Source organism: Ruania rhizosphaerae, assembly GCF_009805705.1.
Lineage (GTDB): Bacteria > Actinomycetota > Actinomycetes > Actinomycetales > Beutenbergiaceae > Ruania > Ruania rhizosphaerae.
This window is the reverse complement of sequence record NZ_VSMB01000001.1, coordinates 348,719-362,170: the sequence shown is the minus strand read 5'-3', so window position 1 is coordinate 362,170 and position 13,452 is coordinate 348,719. Positions and strand designations below refer to the sequence as shown.

The window sequence follows — 13,452 nt, the reverse complement described above, 5'->3', positions numbered from 1 at the left end:
ACACCTGCGGCAGTGTGAGACACCGTCGGCGGGGGCCGGACATGTGTCAGTCTGCCGGAGATGGTTCAGGTGGAAGGCAGTGTGTGCCAGTGACCACGATGTGGACCCGCACGGAGGCTTTGGAGCAGCCCGGAAGGCGGTGAGAAGATCGAACCAGTGCCCATCGGAGCAACCCGCCAGGAGGAACCGCTCATGCCGCTCCCGTACGACGACGCCGAGAAGTTCACCGCCTACGCCCACCCCGAGCGCCTGGTCAGCACCGACTGGCTCGCCGAGCACCTCGGTGACCCGGGCCTGGTCGTGGTCGAGTCGGACGAGGACGTGCTGCTCTACGACACCGGCCACATCCCCGGCGCGGTGAAGATCGACTGGCACACCGACCTCAACGACCCCGTCACCCGTGACTACGTCGATGGTGAGGGATTCGCCGCCCTGATGGCGGCCAAGGGAATCAGCCGCGACACCACCGTGGTCATCTATGGCGACAAGAACAACTGGTGGGCCGCCTACGCCCTGTGGGTGTTCGCCCTGTTCGGGCACCCGGACGTACGCCTGCTCGACGGCGGCCGCGCTCTGTGGGTGTCCGAGGGTCGCGACTTCACCAAGGACGTGCCGAACCCGCAGCCCGTGGACTACCCCGTGGTCGAGCGCGAGGACTCGGTGGTCCGTGCCTTCAAGGAGGACGTGCTCGGCTTCCTCGGCGGCCAGCTCGTCGACGTGCGCTCACTGCCGGAGTACACCGGTGAGCGCACCCACATGCCCGACTATCCCGACGAGGGCAGTCTGCGCGGCGGTCACATCCCCGGTGCGCAGTCCGTGCCATGGGCTCGAGCGGCGAACGAGGACGGTACGTTCAAGTCCCGCACGGAGCTGGAGGAGATCTACCGGCACGAGAAGGGCCTGAGTCCGCAGGAACCCGTGATCGCGTACTGCCGGATCGGTGAGCGGTCCAGTCACACCTGGTTCGTGCTCTCCCACCTGCTCGGGTTCCCCAACGTCCGCAACTACGACGGCTCGTGGACCGAGTGGGGCAACGCGGTACGCGTGCCGATCGTGCGTGGGGAGCAGCCCGGTGAGGTGCCCAGCGAGGTTCCCGCTCGATGAGCCAGAGCGCAGCACCCGCGCCGCTCCCGGAGGCGCTCGCGGCGATCGTGGAGGACTTCAACGCCCTCGGCGAACCGGACCGGCTGCAGCTGCTGCTGGAGTTCAGCGAGGGGCTGCCCGAACTCCCGGAGCGGTACAGCGAGCACCCGGAGCTGTTGGAGCCGGTACCGGAGTGCCAGTCGCCGATCTTCTTGGTGACCGAGTTGGAAGGCGACGGCGGCGGGAACGGAACGGACGCCGTCGTGCGCCTGTACTTCTCGGCCCCGGCCGAAGCCCCGACCACCCGTGGGTTCGCCGGCATCCTGCATGAGGGCCTGGACGGGCTGACCGCTGCCGAGGTTCTTGCGGTGCCGGACGACGTCTCCGACCGGCTCGGCCTGTCCCGTGCGATCACCCCGCTGCGCCTACGCGGGATGGGCGGGATGCTCGCGCGGATCAAGCGGCAGGTGCGGGAGAAGTCCGGCGCCTGAGCGGCGCCATCCACTCGACGCGTCTTCCGCGGCCGCCCTGGGTGCCGCGCGCTCTCACAGTGTGCTCGTGAGCGTTCCTCCGTCGGCGCGCAGTGCGGCTCCGTTGGTGGCCGAGGAGCGGGGGCTCGCGAGATAGACCGCGAGGTGGGCGATCTCGGCGGGATCGAGGAAGCGCTCCACGAGCGAGGTCTGGTTGCCCGCGGCGATGGTGCGCTTGACGTCGTCGGTTGATGCGCCCTGGGCCTGGGCGATCTGCTCGACCACTCCAGCGACGCCGTCGGAGTAGGTCGGCCCGCCGAGGATGGTGTTCACCGTGACCTCGGTGCCACGGGTGAGTTTGGCCAGGCCGTTGCTCAGCGCGAGGGTCGCCGCCTTGGTGGTGCCGTAATGGATCATCCCGGCGGGAACGTTCACACCCGATTCGCTGGCAATGAAGAGGATGCGCCCCCAGCCACGGTCGAGCAGGCCGGGCAGGAGGTGTCGGGAGAGCCGGACACCGCTCATCACGTTGATGTCGATGTAGCGCTGCCACTCCTCGTCGGAGATGTCGGCGAATTCCTTCACGTCGAACACCCCGACGTTGTTCACGAGAATGTCGACGGTGCCCAGACGGTCGAGCAGTCGCCTGACCTGGTCGGGATCGCTGAAGTCGGCCGCGATGCCCGTGACGTCCGCACCGGGGAAGGTGCCGCGAAGTGCGTCGACTGTCGCCCGCACGCGTCCCTCCTCGCGTCCGTTGACGATCACCGACGCCCCCTCCCGGAGCAGCGCCTCTGCGATCGCATAGCCGATCCCCTGCGTCGAGCCGCTCACGAAGGCCCGCTTGCCTGCCAGTCCGAGATCCATACTGCCCACTTCCTCACTGCCGCGATGTCTGCCACTTCACTTGCTCAGTCAAGTGAATGCTAAGGCCCCTTCACTCGACTGAGCAAGTCAATTCGCTCACGTGCCGGTACCCTTGCCGGATGACGAATCCCAGCTCACCGCCGGTGCTCACCGGTGAGGATCTCCAGACGTGGGCGGCCCTGGCGACGGTGCTGGAGTGGCTACCTGCGGCTCTCGACGATCAGCTCCAGCGCGACTCCCAGCTCACCCATTTCGAGTACGGGATCCTCTACGCACTCGCTCACGCGCCGCAGCGGACGTTGCGGATGAGCGTGCTGGCGGGATACGCGAACAGCTCGCTCTCCCGACTCTCACGTGCGGTCGGTCGCCTCGAGTCGAAAGAGTGGGTGAGCCGGAGGCCGGATCCCTCCGATGGCCGGTACACGTTGGCCACGCTCACCGACCCGGGCTCGGTGAAGGTCACCGAAGCGATGCCGGGGCACGTCCTCACGGTTCGGCAGCTCGTGCTCGACCGCCTGACGAAGCCGCAACGTCGGCAGCTGCGTGAGATCTCCGAGCGCATCATGGGCGGGATCCGCAGCGAGGAGGGGTGGTCCCCGGCCTGAATCAGTGGGCCGAACGCTGGGGGCTCAGCGGGGATACGTTCGGGGAGTCAATGGTGCCCGTGCCCAGCGATCATCGACGAGTCCGCCATTTCGCCCGGGTTCACCACCACGAACTGCCCCATCAGGCCTTCGTCTTCGTGCCGGAGCAGGTGACAGTGGTACATGTACGGCCACTGCGGGTCGGCGTAGTCCTCGAACCTCATGATCAGCTCCACCGCCCGCCCGGGCTCCAGGTACACGGTGTCCTTGCGGCCGCGCAGTTCCGGCGGCGGCTCCGACCCGCCCACGCTGAGCACCTCGAACTGCACGTCGTGCACGTGGAAGTTGTGCGGTGACAGGTCGTCGTTGATCACGGTCCAGATCTCGGTGGTGCCCACCTCGACGGTCTCGTCGATGCGCGTCATGTCCATCTCTGCACCATTGATCTCGCGGCCGGAGAGCCGGAACTCCCGGCGCACCGTCGCGCCCGCGGGATCCAGCCCGAAGTCGGCCAGCTCACCCGGCACCTCTGCCGAGGCCGACAGCTCCCCTTCCGCCACGATCCGCAGCACGTCGAAGGCGTCATTGGCGCCCACGGCGAAGGGCACCACCACGTTGCCCAACTCCGGTTCGAAGGAGTGCAGCATCACCTCTTCGCCCGGCTCCATCGCCAGCACCACCTCGGCCCGCTCACCGGGGGAGAGGCGCACCTGCTCCAACTCGACCGGCTCGCGCACCAGTCCGCCGTCGGTGGCCACCAGGGTGACCCTGCGGCCGGGCAGCCCGAGCGAGTAGGTGCGGGCGGTGGAGGCGTTCAGCAACCGCAGCCGTACCCGCTCGGTCCTCACCCGCAGTACCGGACCCACCACCCCGTTCACGGTGACGACGTCCCCCAGCAGCCCCACCTCGTTGCCACCGTCGTCGATCACCAGCTCCCCGCGTTCGGAGAAGCTCTTGTCACCGATCACCACCGGGATGTCGTCCACCCTGTAGGTGTGGGGCAGCTGCTCCTCGACCGCTGCCTCCGCAGACCCGGGCGCTGGGTCCAGGTAGAACAGCCCGGCCAGCCCGCGGTACACATGCCGTTCCGTGGCCCCGTGCGGATGTGGGTGATACCAGAGGGTGCACGGTGCCTGATCGATCAGCCACTCCGCTCGCCAGGTGTCGCCCGGCTCGATCATCTGGTGCGGGCCGCCGTCCATATCCGGCGGCAGGTGCATCCCGTGCCAGTGTGCGCTGGTCGCCTCGTCCAGATCGTTCGCCACTTCGACGGCGACTCGCTCGCCCACCGCGGCCCGCACCGTGGGGCCGCCGTAGGGCCCGTCGAAGCCCCATGTCGAGGTGCTCTGGCCCGGACGGAACTCATGCCTGCCTGCCTGCGCGGTGATCTGGAAGACTCGGACCCCGTCGATCACCTCCGACTCGGCCAGCGGCGGGATCGGCAGTGGTGTGTCGAACTGCTCCGGCTCGCTCACTGCGCTTGTGCTCGCGGTGTTGCAGCCTGTGAGGCTCACCGTCACGGCGCCAACACCGGCCGCCGCAAGGAACCCGCGCCGCGAGAGGCCGCTCATCGAGACCCCCCGTGCTGGGTCGTTGTGCCGCGCAGCCGCTGCACCCCGGCCGCCACCAACCCCGCGAGGAACCCGAGCAGCGTCTGGCTCCCGATCATCTCCGCTGCCACCAGCGGGACCGCGAACGCCGGCGCCCCACTCATGCCCCCGCTCTCGGCGCCGAGCCCGGTCACCACCACGGACGCCGCCAGGGTGATCACCCCCGCCACCAGTCCGGTCAGGGTCACGGTGGCGATCGGCCGGGCCACGTGACCCAGACCGACCACACCGATCCAGGCGCCACCGATTCCCGCGATCAGGAGCAGGGCGCGAGCCGGGTTGCCGATCGCATCGGCGAGCCCGGTCACGCTGGTCAACGGCCACAGCAACGTCAGGGATGCCAGGCCGAACACCAGCGGCCACGCGATCGGGGGGCGGGGCCCGGATGGACCGGGGCGAGCGGGGTATGTCTGGGGATGATTCGTCATGGCTACGACGCTAGGAATCGCGCGTCCTCGCCACATCCACCCCCTGTGGTCTCCTGCACTCGCCCCGTGCGGACAGCGCGTGTCGCTTGCAGGCGACACCGCACTCAGGGTGCCTACCCCTTGCGGTGGATGTGCGCCGTCGGCGGCACTTCATACGCTGGAGCGGTGACCGACACACCACACCCCTTCGGCGTGAGCCCGCGGTTGCTCGACGCGCTGCTCGGCATCGGGGTGGCGCTCGGGGTGGCCCTGGTGATCGCCGCCGAGGTCGACGGCGATCCGGGCGGGCCGCCGGTGGCCTACCTGTTCGCCGTCGCGTTCGGCGCTCTGATGGTGTGGCGGCGCCGCGCCCCGCGCCTGGTCCTCGCGCTCACCGTGCTGGGGATCTTCGTCTACTACGCGCTCGGGTTCCCGCCGATCGGGATCGCTTGGCCGGCCGTGGCCGCGACGTACTCGGCCGCCGAGCAGGGCCGCACCCGTACGGCGATCGTTGCCGGAGCGGTGCTCGTGGCCGTGGCGGCGTTCTTCCGGATCGACGAGGGCCTCCCGACGGCGTATCTCATCTCCTACGAGATGTTCACCAATGTGGCTCTCCTCGCCGCCGCCATCGCGCTCGGGGTGAGCGTGCGCACCCGCCGGCAGGCCCGCGTGCAGCAGGTCCGCATCCTCGAGCTCACCACCGCCGAGCAGGAACGCCGCGCCGCCGCACGCCTACAGGACGAACGCGTGCAGATCGCCCGCGACCTGCACGACTCCATCGGGCACAGCCTCTCCGTGGTGTCCATGAATGCCGGTGTCGCCGCCGAGTCGCTCGGCCGGGATCTCCCGACGGCGGAACGCGCCCTGGCGCAGATCCGTGAGTCCGCAGGCCAGACATTGCGTGAGCTGCGCGCCACGGTGCGGCTGCTGCGGAGCGCCCCGGACACCGGTGAGCCGATCACAACGCCTGGTCTCGCCGGTATCGCACCACTCCTGGAGGCTGCCAGGGGTGCCGGACTACAGGTGGACGTGGACGTGCAGGTCCCCGAGGGGGCGCTGTCCGGACCGATCGATGCAGCCGCCTTCCGCATCGTGCAGGAGTCCCTCACGAACGTGATCCGGCACTCCGGCGCCACCCAGGTCACGGTCACTGCTGCACTCGAGGGCGCCAACCTGGTGCTGGAGGTCCGGGACGACGGCCGTGGCACCCCCGCAGCACAGGGCACCGATGGCCCACCCAAGGCGACCACCATCGACGGTGCCGGCGACTCGGGAACGCACGCTCCGCCGTCGGGAATCACCGGCATGCGGGAGCGGGCCACTCTTCTGGGCGGAACCCTCACCGCAGGGCGCACCGGGGATCAGGGGTTTGCTGTCCGGGCCGAGATGCCTGGCAGGCTCGAGCCATGATCTCGCTGGCGCTCGTGGACGACTCCGCCCTGGTGCGCACGGGGCTGCGCACGCTCGCCACCCACGACGGTGACATCGACGTGGTCGCCGAGGCCGGTACCGGGCGCTCCGGCGTGGCCGAGGTGCGCCGCACGCGGCCGGACGTGGTGCTGATGGATCTGCGGATGCCCGAGATGGACGGGATCGAGGCCACGCGGGCGATCTGCGCGGACCCGGAGCTGGACCAGGTGCGGGTGCTGGTGCTGACCACCTTCGATGAGGACGCCGAGATCCTCGCGGCGGTCCGGGCCGGGGCGAGCGGGTACCTGCTCAAGGACGTCTCCCCGGAGGGGTTGCGGGAGGCGATCCGGACCGTGGCGTCGGGGGAGCGGGCGCTCGGGTCGGCCGCGCTGCGTGCGCTGGTGCAGGCGGTGACCGAGAACGCCGGCGGTGGACCGGCCGTCGCGGCCCAGGAGATGCTCGCCGAGCTGACCGAGCGGGAGACCGAGGTGCTCGCCTGCGTCGGGCGCGGGCAGTCCAACGACGAGATCGCCGCCACCCTGTATCTCAGCCCGGCGACGGCGCGCACCTACGTGCACCGGCTGCTCACCAAACTCGATGTGCGGGACCGGTCGCAACTGGTGGTGCTCGCGTACGAGTCGGGGCTGATCCGGCCCGGCTCTGTCGCCGCAGAGTGACGAACGCACCGTCTGCAAAGTGGCGAGAGTAGATCCTGCAAAGTGACGAGCGGGATGTCTGCAAAGTGACGGGCACAGGTTCTGCAAAGTGACGAGTACTGTGACAAGATGGCATCATGGCGTATCTGGCTCGGGTTGTCGATGGTGGGCTGCGGGACAGCCTGAACCGAGCTGGTGCGGTCTTGATCGAGGGGCCCAAGTCGTGCGGGAAGACCGAGACGGCACGGCGGGTCGCTGCTAGTCAGCTTCAGATGGACACCGATCCGTCCGTTCCGGACGCCATGGCGGTTGACCCTGGGCTCCTCCTGTCAGGCAGAGTTCCACGTCTGCTGGATGAGTGGCAGGACCATCCGGAGATCTGGAACCACGTTCGGCATGCCGTAGATGATCGCGGTGAGCCTGGGCAGTTCATACTGACTGGTTCCGCAGTGCCGCGCGACGATGTACGCCGGCACTCGGGTGCAGGGCGGTTCTCGCGCATCAGAATGCGTCCGATGTCGCTGTGGGAATCTCGGGTCTCGACGGGCGAGGTCAGTCTGGGTGACCTCCTCGACGGCGAAGTTCCGCGAGCGCCGCGGAGCGACCTGTCAGCAGGAGATCTGGCCGATCTCGTGGTTCGAGGCGGATGGCCGATCTCCCGGAGCTACGGCATCGCAGCTGCGCGTGCGTATGCGCGGGACTACCTGGGGCTGCTCGCTGAAGTGGATGTGCCGAGTGTGACCGGTGGTCGTCGTGACCCGGTGCGGGTCAGTCGACTGCTGTCTTCTCTCGCCCGGAACGTGGCCAGCGAAGCCTCGGTGTCGACGCTCGCACGCGATGTTGCCGGGGAAGGATCCACGGGCGTTGCGCGAGATACTGTCCGTGACTACCTTGCCGCTTTGGAGCGTCTGATGGTGGTCGAAGACCAAGAGCCGTGGAACACAGCGCTGCGATCAGCGGCACGGCTGCGCAAGTCGGTGAAGCGTCATTTCGTGGACCCGTCGCTCGCTGCGGCCGGCATGGCAGCCGATTCGTCCACGCTGGTACGCGATCTCCACACGCTCGGCTTGCTGTTCGAGTCCATGGTCGTTCGTGACCTGCGGGTTTACGCAGAACCGCGTGGGGGTCGCGTCTTTCACTACCGGGACTCCAACGACCGAGAGATCGATGCGGTGGTCGAGTTCCCCGGAGGCGCGTGGATCGCATGTGAGATCAAGCTGGGCGCCGGTGCTGTCGAAGCCGGTGCCGAATCGTTGAAGCGTGCGATCGCGCAGATCGACACCGACCGGATCGGGCCTCCCGCTGCGACTGTGGTTGTCACTGGCAATGGGTTCGGCTACCGCCGGCCGGACGGAGTCGATGTGGTTCCGATCGCTTCCTTGCGGCCCTGATACGCGAGCGAGGCGCATAGGATCACCATCGTGAACCACTGGCCCTGGGCCGAGCAGTTCGTCCCCGACGGGATCTACCTGAATGCTGCCTCGATGGGTCTGCCGTGCCGCGGCACCCGCGAGGCGCTCGCCGCACACCTGGACGCCTGGGCGGCCGGGCAGGTACAGCCGCAGGATCTGGACGTCGTCATCGCCCGGTGCCGGGAGCTGTACGCGGCCCTCGTTGGCCTCGACCCTGACACCGTGGCGATCGGGAGCCAGGCCTCGGCGATGATCGCCCCGCTCGCAGCGTGGGTCCCCGACGGTGCCGAGGTGCTCGTGGCCCGCGGCGAGTTCACGTCCGTCAGCTTCCCGTTCTTCGCCCAGCAGGCGCGCGGGGTGCGGGTGCGGGAGGTACCGCTGGCGGATCTCCCGACGGCGGTGGGTCCCCAGACCGCGCTCGTCGCCGTGGCGATGGTGCAGTCCGCCGACGGGGCGATACTCGACCTGCCGGCGCTGCGGGATGCGTGCATTGCCCACGGCACCGAGATCCTGCTCGACCTCACCCAGGCCGCAGGCTGGCTCCCGGTGGACCTCGACGACGTCGCGTTCACCGTGTGCGCGGGGTACAAGTGGCTGCTGGCACCGCGGGGAACCGGCTACCTGAGTGTGCGCGAGGACCTGATCGACGCCGTGGTCCCCTCGCAGGCCGGGTGGTACGCGGGCGAGGACCGATGGTCCTCGATCTACGGCGGCCCGCTGCGACTGGCTCAGAGTGCCCGCCGGTTCGACGTCTCACCAGCATGGCCGGCCTGGGTGGGCGCGGAACCCGCGCTGGAACTGTTGACCGAGATCGGGATCGCGGCACTGCATCAGCACGCCGTCGGGCTCGCGAACCAGTTCACCACGGGCCTGGGACTCGGGGAGACCGACTCGGCCATCGTCTCACTCCCGATGACCGAGAGCGGCGCAGCGGCACTTGCTGATGCCGGCATCGTCACGGCCGGGAGGGCGGGGAAGGTGCGCTTCTCCTTCCATGTGCACACAACGGTTGACGACGTGGAGCGGGCCGTGGCGGTGCTGGCCGGCTCCGCTCCAGGCGTGGGATAGCGCGGAGTGCTCGCCTGGGCCACGCGTGGCTGAGATGATGGCCACTATGGAGAACGTCGGGCCGGTGGTCGAGAGTGCGGTGGTCTCGCTGCGTGCTGCTGGCGCTCGGTTCGGCTACCTGCACGGTAGCCGCGTCACAGGGCGCCACAGGGCGCACTCGGACGTGGACATTGCCGCGTTCTTCGGTCGCCGCGATCTCCTCGCATCCGACGTCCTCCTCGAACCGGGAGTCGATCTGCTCGTCCTGGACACTGCTCCGCTGGAACTGGCGGGTCGTGTCGCCGCTGGGGGGATCCTCCTCTTCGAGGAGCGCAAACCCGAGCGAGTGGCGTGGGAGGCAATGACACGGAGAATCTACTTCGACGAGCGCCCCCGATTCGAGCGTGCGCACCGAGAGTTTCTCGCGAGCGTGCGCCATGGTTGATCCGCTCCGCATTCAACGGTCGTTGCGCCGGATCACCGACGACGTGCAGGTACTTCAGCGTGAAGCCTCCGCCGAGCAGGTCCGTCGTCAGGACGCCATGTGGTTGCCTGGCGTCAAGTACTCATTCGTCACGATGATCGAGTCGTGTGTGGACGTCGCTCAGCATCTGTGCTCCACCTCCGGTTGGGGCCCGCCCGCGGACAACGGGGACGCGATGAGGTTGCTTTCCGTGCACGGTGTGCTCGACGCGGACCTGGCTGCCTCGATGCGTCGAGCTGTCGGCTTCCGCAACGTGCTCGTGCACGAATACGCGGACGTCGACAACGCCATCGTTATCGCTCGGCTCGCCGACCTGGATCCGATCCGTCAGTTCGTTGCACAGACTGCCCGCGCCCTGACTGAGGAGTGACCGGCGCCCACCGCCCGGACGCTCTAACGTGTGCTCATGGGAGCCCGCACCGGTGGAGCGGCCGTGGCGGCGACCGCCGTGCTGGTGGTCGCCGACCTGGCTGCGGCACTGGCCCGCACCGGCGTGGCAGGCCGGGCGATGCCACTTCCGGGCTCGGCTGACGCGCGGGACTACTTCCTCGACTTCCCGATGGCGACCCTGGTGGCCGGTGCGATGGCGCTGGTCGCGGCGGGGGCGCTCGCGGTGCTCGCGACCGCCTATCGCGAGCTGACTCGCTACGCGCGGCGAGCCGGACCGATCACCGCGGGGGCCGTCGTCGTGCTGGGGGTCGCCGGCCTGGCGCACCTGGCGCTGGGCGTGCTGGCGCCCGTCCTACCGACCACGGCTGTGCACACCCTGCACCTGGTCGCCGCCCTGGGCGGCGGAGTCCTGCACGTGGTGACGCTCGGACTCGTGGTGACCGTGCTCGCCCGGTCGTACGGGTGGACACCCGGGCTGAGGGTGACAGGGGCGATCGTGGGGTGGGCCGCCGTCGGGACCCTCCTCACGCTCGTGGCCGCGGACCTCGTGCCCTTCGCGAGTATCGCGCTGCTGGGACTGCTGGTGTGGCTGGCGTTCGCGGCGCACCAGTGGGCATATGCGGACCAGCGGCACTGAGGGGCAGGTCAACCGTCGTCGCCGATGGCCTTCGCGAAGCAACGGGAATCGAAGTCGTCCTCATACGGGGGGTAGTTGTCGATGATCCTGTACCCCTCAGAGGTGTACAGGCCGATCGCCTCGGGCTGCTGGATACCTGTCTCGAGCACCAGCTGGCCGAGCTTGCGATCCTTCGCCGCAGACTCCAGTGCGCGCAGAATCTCCTTGCCGATTCCCCGGCGGCGGTGGTCGGGGTGGACGTACATCCGGTTCAGCTCACCAGTGCCGGCCTCGAAGCCGGGCGCCGGGTCGCGCAGCACACCGCAGGCCACGGCTTCCTTGGATTCGGCATCACGCGCCAGGACGGCCACGGTGACGGTCTCGGCGTCAAGATGTTCGGCGTGCTCGCTGTCGCCGTAGCGGGCGTCGATCTCCCGCTCCTGGTCGGCCACGAGCCGCTGCAGGTCAGGATCGGTCCAATCCACACGTTCCATGGCGACCATGGCACCTCCAGGAGAGTGAAGCGGGTTTTACGCCTACTTGGTGAGTTTGAGGGCTGCTTATCACACGGTAGCCCACGGCGGCGACAGCGATGGCACCGGCGTCACCGGCGCCCCCGCAAGGCCCAGTCTGTCATGGCTGTGTGCGGGCAGGGCACCCCAGCTGCCCCATCGGGGCCGACCACGTTCGAATCCCGCTCCGGCGCCCGAATCCCGCTCCGGCGCCCCGTGACGGGATTCGATTGCCGTGACGGGATTCGAACGCGAGGGATGGATGGGAGGGCCACGCAACCGTGATGGCCGGTGTGATGCATGGCTCACCGCCGAGGGATCGCACCACCGGCGCTGCGCCAGTAGAGTCGGGAGCGTGACTTCACACTATGACGTCGTTGTTCTCGGAGCAGGCCCCGGTGGGTACATCGCCGCGATCCGCGCGGCTCAAGAGGGTCTCAACGTAGCCGTGGTGGAGCGGAAGTACTGGGGCGGTGTATGTCTCAATGTGGGATGTATCCCGTCCAAGGCTCTGCTGCGCAACGCTGAGCTTTCCCACCTGCTCAACCACGAGAAGGACAAGTTCGGCATCACCGGTGATGCGTCCATGTCCTACGGCCCCACGCATGCCCGCAGCCGGCAGGTCTCGGCCGGCATCGTCAAGGGCGTGCACTTCCTGATGAAGAAGAACAAGATCACCGAGGTGGACGGGTGGGGCACCATCACCTCGAACACCTCGATGTCGGTCGCGGCCGAGGACGGCTCCACCAGCGAGTTGACCTTCGACCACCTGATCATCGCCACGGGTGCCGTCACGAAGATGCTGCCCGGGGTCGAGGTCAGCAAGAACGTCGTCACCTACGAGGAGCAGATCCTCGACGAGAACCTCCCGGGTTCGATGATCATCGCCGGCTCCGGCGCGATCGGCGTTGAGTTCGCGTACGTGATGAAGAACTTCGGCGTGGACGTCACCATCGTGGAGTTCCTCGACCGGATGGTGCCCACCGAGGATCCGGAGATCTCCAAGGAGCTCGCCAAGCATTACAAGAAGCTCGGCGTGAAGGTGATGACCTCCACCAAGGTCGAGGCCGTGGAGGACACCGGCTCCGGTGTGAAGGTGACCGTGAGCCCCGCCAACGGGGGCGACCAGCAGGTGCTCGAGGCCGATAAGCTCCTCTCCGCGATCGGGTTCGCCCCGCGCCTGGAGGGCTACGGCCTGGAGAACCTCGGCGTGACCACCGAGCGCGGCGGGATCGTCGTGGACGGGCGAGGGCGCACGAACGTGGAGAACGTCTTCGCCATCGGTGACGTCACCGGCAAGCTCATGCTGGCCCACACCGCCGAGGCGATGGGCGTGGTGGCCGCCGAGACGATCAGCGGCGCCGAGACGCAGGAGATCGAGTTCGACTTCATCCCGCGCGCCACCTACTGCCAGCCGCAGATTGCCTCCTTCGGGTACACCGAGGAGCAGGCGAAGGAGAAGGGCTACGACGTCAAGGTCGCCAAGTTCCCCTTCACCGCGAACGGCAAGGCCATGGGCCTCGGCGACGCGGTCGGCTTCGTCAAGGTGGTGGCCGATGCGCAGTACAACGAGATCATCGGCGCGCACCTGATCGGCCCGGACGTCACCGAGCTGCTCCCGGTACTCACCCTCGCTCAGCGATGGGACCTCACTGCTGACGAGGTCTCCCGGAATGTGTTCGCGCACCCGACCCTGGGTGAGTCGGTCAAGGAGGCCGTGCACGGTATCGCCGGGCACATGCTCAACCTCTGATCAGTCCGGGCAGTCAGGGCACTCACGCGCCCTCATGCCAACGCAGCGGGCGACGGCGGAACTCACCTTCCGCCGTCGCCCGTTCGTCTTTCTCGCTCCCACTTGGATGTGAGCGTGAACATCGCAAGCGGCGGCATGTTGCGATTTCGCA

General features: G+C 68.4%; 15 protein-coding genes. 11 read left to right on the top strand and 4 right to left on the bottom strand.

All coding sequences use genetic code 11. The features are described from left to right. Window positions 1-192: 192 nt before the first annotated feature. Complete coding sequence (locus tag FV560_RS01510) at window positions 193-1,104, top strand: sulfurtransferase (protein WP_159618587.1); 912 nt, start codon at window positions 193-195, stop codon at window positions 1,102-1,104. Next, window positions 1,101-1,574 (top strand): SufE family protein, encoded by a 474-nt coding sequence (locus FV560_RS01505; protein WP_159618585.1) that lies wholly within the window; start codon window positions 1,101-1,103, stop codon window positions 1,572-1,574. Before FV560_RS01510 ends, FV560_RS01505 begins: the two co-directional genes overlap by 4 nt. Before the next feature lie 54 nt (window positions 1,575-1,628). Here the strand turns inward: FV560_RS01505 and FV560_RS01500 are convergent, their stop codons facing one another. Further along, window positions 1,629-2,420, bottom strand: coding sequence for an SDR family NAD(P)-dependent oxidoreductase (locus FV560_RS01500; RefSeq protein WP_159618583.1), 792 nt, complete (start codon window positions 2,418-2,420; stop codon window positions 1,629-1,631). Window positions 2,421-2,539: 119 nt separating this feature from the next. Here FV560_RS01500 and FV560_RS01495 point away from each other — a divergent pair, with 119 nt between their 5' ends. Continuing rightward, window positions 2,540-3,025: a MarR family winged helix-turn-helix transcriptional regulator gene (locus tag FV560_RS01495; protein ID WP_159618581.1), complete on the top strand. Its 486-nt coding sequence runs from the start codon at window positions 2,540-2,542 to the stop codon at window positions 3,023-3,025. 47 nt (window positions 3,026-3,072) lie between these two features. Here the strand turns inward: FV560_RS01495 and FV560_RS01490 are convergent, their stop codons facing one another. Together FV560_RS01490 and FV560_RS01485 are read right to left on the bottom strand one after the other, a co-directional pair. Further along, window positions 3,073-4,575 carry a multicopper oxidase family protein gene (locus FV560_RS01490; RefSeq protein WP_159618579.1) on the bottom strand — a complete coding sequence of 501 codons (1,503 nt, stop codon included), beginning with the start codon at window positions 4,573-4,575 and terminating at the stop codon, window positions 3,073-3,075. Next, window positions 4,572-5,042: a hypothetical protein gene (locus FV560_RS01485; RefSeq protein WP_159618577.1), complete on the bottom strand. Its 471-nt coding sequence runs from the start codon at window positions 5,040-5,042 to the stop codon at window positions 4,572-4,574. The genes FV560_RS01490 and FV560_RS01485 overlap by 4 nt, the downstream gene beginning before the upstream one ends. A gap of 165 nt (window positions 5,043-5,207) precedes the next feature. Here FV560_RS01485 and FV560_RS01480 point away from each other — a divergent pair, with 165 nt between their 5' ends. The 7 genes from FV560_RS01480 (at window position 5,208) to FV560_RS01450 (ending at window position 11,057) form a co-directional block, all read left to right on the top strand. Further along, a complete protein-coding gene (locus tag FV560_RS01480; RefSeq protein WP_235019853.1) occupies window positions 5,208-6,431 on the top strand; it encodes a sensor histidine kinase in 1,224 nt (407 codons plus the stop codon). Beyond that, window positions 6,428-7,108, top strand: a complete 681-nt coding sequence (locus FV560_RS01475) for a response regulator transcription factor (protein WP_159618573.1) — start codon at window positions 6,428-6,430, stop codon at window positions 7,106-7,108. Before FV560_RS01480 ends, FV560_RS01475 begins: the two co-directional genes overlap by 4 nt. A 116-nt stretch (window positions 7,109-7,224) precedes the next feature. Next, the gene (locus FV560_RS01470; RefSeq protein ID WP_159618571.1) at window positions 7,225-8,478 is read left to right on the top strand and encodes an ATP-binding protein; all 1,254 of its coding nucleotides are present in this window, start codon (window positions 7,225-7,227) and stop codon (window positions 8,476-8,478) included. A gap of 30 nt (window positions 8,479-8,508) precedes the next feature. Beyond that, window positions 8,509-9,567, top strand: coding sequence for an aminotransferase class V-fold PLP-dependent enzyme (locus tag FV560_RS01465; protein ID WP_159618569.1), 1,059 nt, complete (start codon window positions 8,509-8,511; stop codon window positions 9,565-9,567). A 34-nt stretch (window positions 9,568-9,601) separates the two neighbouring features. Beyond that, entirely contained in the window at window positions 9,602-9,991 is a 390-nt protein-coding gene (locus FV560_RS01460) for a nucleotidyltransferase domain-containing protein (protein WP_235019898.1), read from the top strand. Beyond that, complete coding sequence (gene hepT, locus FV560_RS01455) at window positions 9,984-10,400, top strand: type VII toxin-antitoxin system HepT family RNase toxin (protein WP_159618567.1); 417 nt, start codon at window positions 9,984-9,986, stop codon at window positions 10,398-10,400. The genes FV560_RS01460 and hepT overlap by 8 nt, the downstream gene beginning before the upstream one ends. Before the next feature lie 36 nt (window positions 10,401-10,436). After that, window positions 10,437-11,057: a hypothetical protein gene (locus tag FV560_RS01450; protein WP_159618565.1), complete on the top strand. Its 621-nt coding sequence runs from the start codon at window positions 10,437-10,439 to the stop codon at window positions 11,055-11,057. Between the two features lie 8 nt (window positions 11,058-11,065). Here the strand turns inward: FV560_RS01450 and FV560_RS01445 are convergent, their stop codons facing one another. Continuing rightward, window positions 11,066-11,530: a GNAT family N-acetyltransferase gene (locus FV560_RS01445; protein WP_159618563.1), complete on the bottom strand. Its 465-nt coding sequence runs from the start codon at window positions 11,528-11,530 to the stop codon at window positions 11,066-11,068. A 373-nt stretch (window positions 11,531-11,903) separates the two neighbouring features. Here FV560_RS01445 and lpdA point away from each other — a divergent pair, with 373 nt between their 5' ends. Further along, window positions 11,904-13,301: a dihydrolipoyl dehydrogenase gene (gene lpdA, locus FV560_RS01440; RefSeq protein WP_200837476.1), complete on the top strand. Its 1,398-nt coding sequence runs from the start codon at window positions 11,904-11,906 to the stop codon at window positions 13,299-13,301. Window positions 13,302-13,452: the final 151 nt, after the last annotated feature.

What these genes read in the sequence shown, in the direction of transcription:
- FV560_RS01510 (WP_159618587.1), top strand. Translation starts at nt 193, where the DNA reads ATGCCGCTCCCGTACGACGACGCCGAGAAGTTCACCGCCTACGCCCAC.
- FV560_RS01505 (WP_159618585.1), top strand. Translation starts at nt 1,101, where the DNA reads ATGAGCCAGAGCGCAGCACCCGCGCCGCTCCCGGAGGCGCTCGCGGCG.
- FV560_RS01500 (WP_159618583.1), bottom strand. Translation starts at nt 2,420, where the DNA reads ATGGATCTCGGACTGGCAGGCAAGCGGGCCTTCGTGAGCGGCTCGACG.
- FV560_RS01495 (WP_159618581.1), top strand. Translation starts at nt 2,540, where the DNA reads ATGACGAATCCCAGCTCACCGCCGGTGCTCACCGGTGAGGATCTCCAG.
- FV560_RS01490 (WP_159618579.1), bottom strand. Translation starts at nt 4,575, where the DNA reads ATGAGCGGCCTCTCGCGGCGCGGGTTCCTTGCGGCGGCCGGTGTTGGC.
- FV560_RS01485 (WP_159618577.1), bottom strand. Translation starts at nt 5,042, where the DNA reads ATGACGAATCATCCCCAGACATACCCCGCTCGCCCCGGTCCATCCGGG.
- FV560_RS01475 (WP_159618573.1), top strand. Translation starts at nt 6,428, where the DNA reads ATGATCTCGCTGGCGCTCGTGGACGACTCCGCCCTGGTGCGCACGGGG.
- FV560_RS01470 (WP_159618571.1), top strand. Translation starts at nt 7,225, where the DNA reads ATGGCGTATCTGGCTCGGGTTGTCGATGGTGGGCTGCGGGACAGCCTG.
- FV560_RS01460 (WP_235019898.1), top strand. Translation starts at nt 9,602, where the DNA reads ATGATGGCCACTATGGAGAACGTCGGGCCGGTGGTCGAGAGTGCGGTG.
- hepT (WP_159618567.1), top strand. Translation starts at nt 9,984, where the DNA reads ATGGTTGATCCGCTCCGCATTCAACGGTCGTTGCGCCGGATCACCGAC.
- FV560_RS01450 (WP_159618565.1), top strand. Translation starts at nt 10,437, where the DNA reads ATGGGAGCCCGCACCGGTGGAGCGGCCGTGGCGGCGACCGCCGTGCTG.
- FV560_RS01445 (WP_159618563.1), bottom strand. Translation starts at nt 11,530, where the DNA reads ATGGAACGTGTGGATTGGACCGATCCTGACCTGCAGCGGCTCGTGGCC.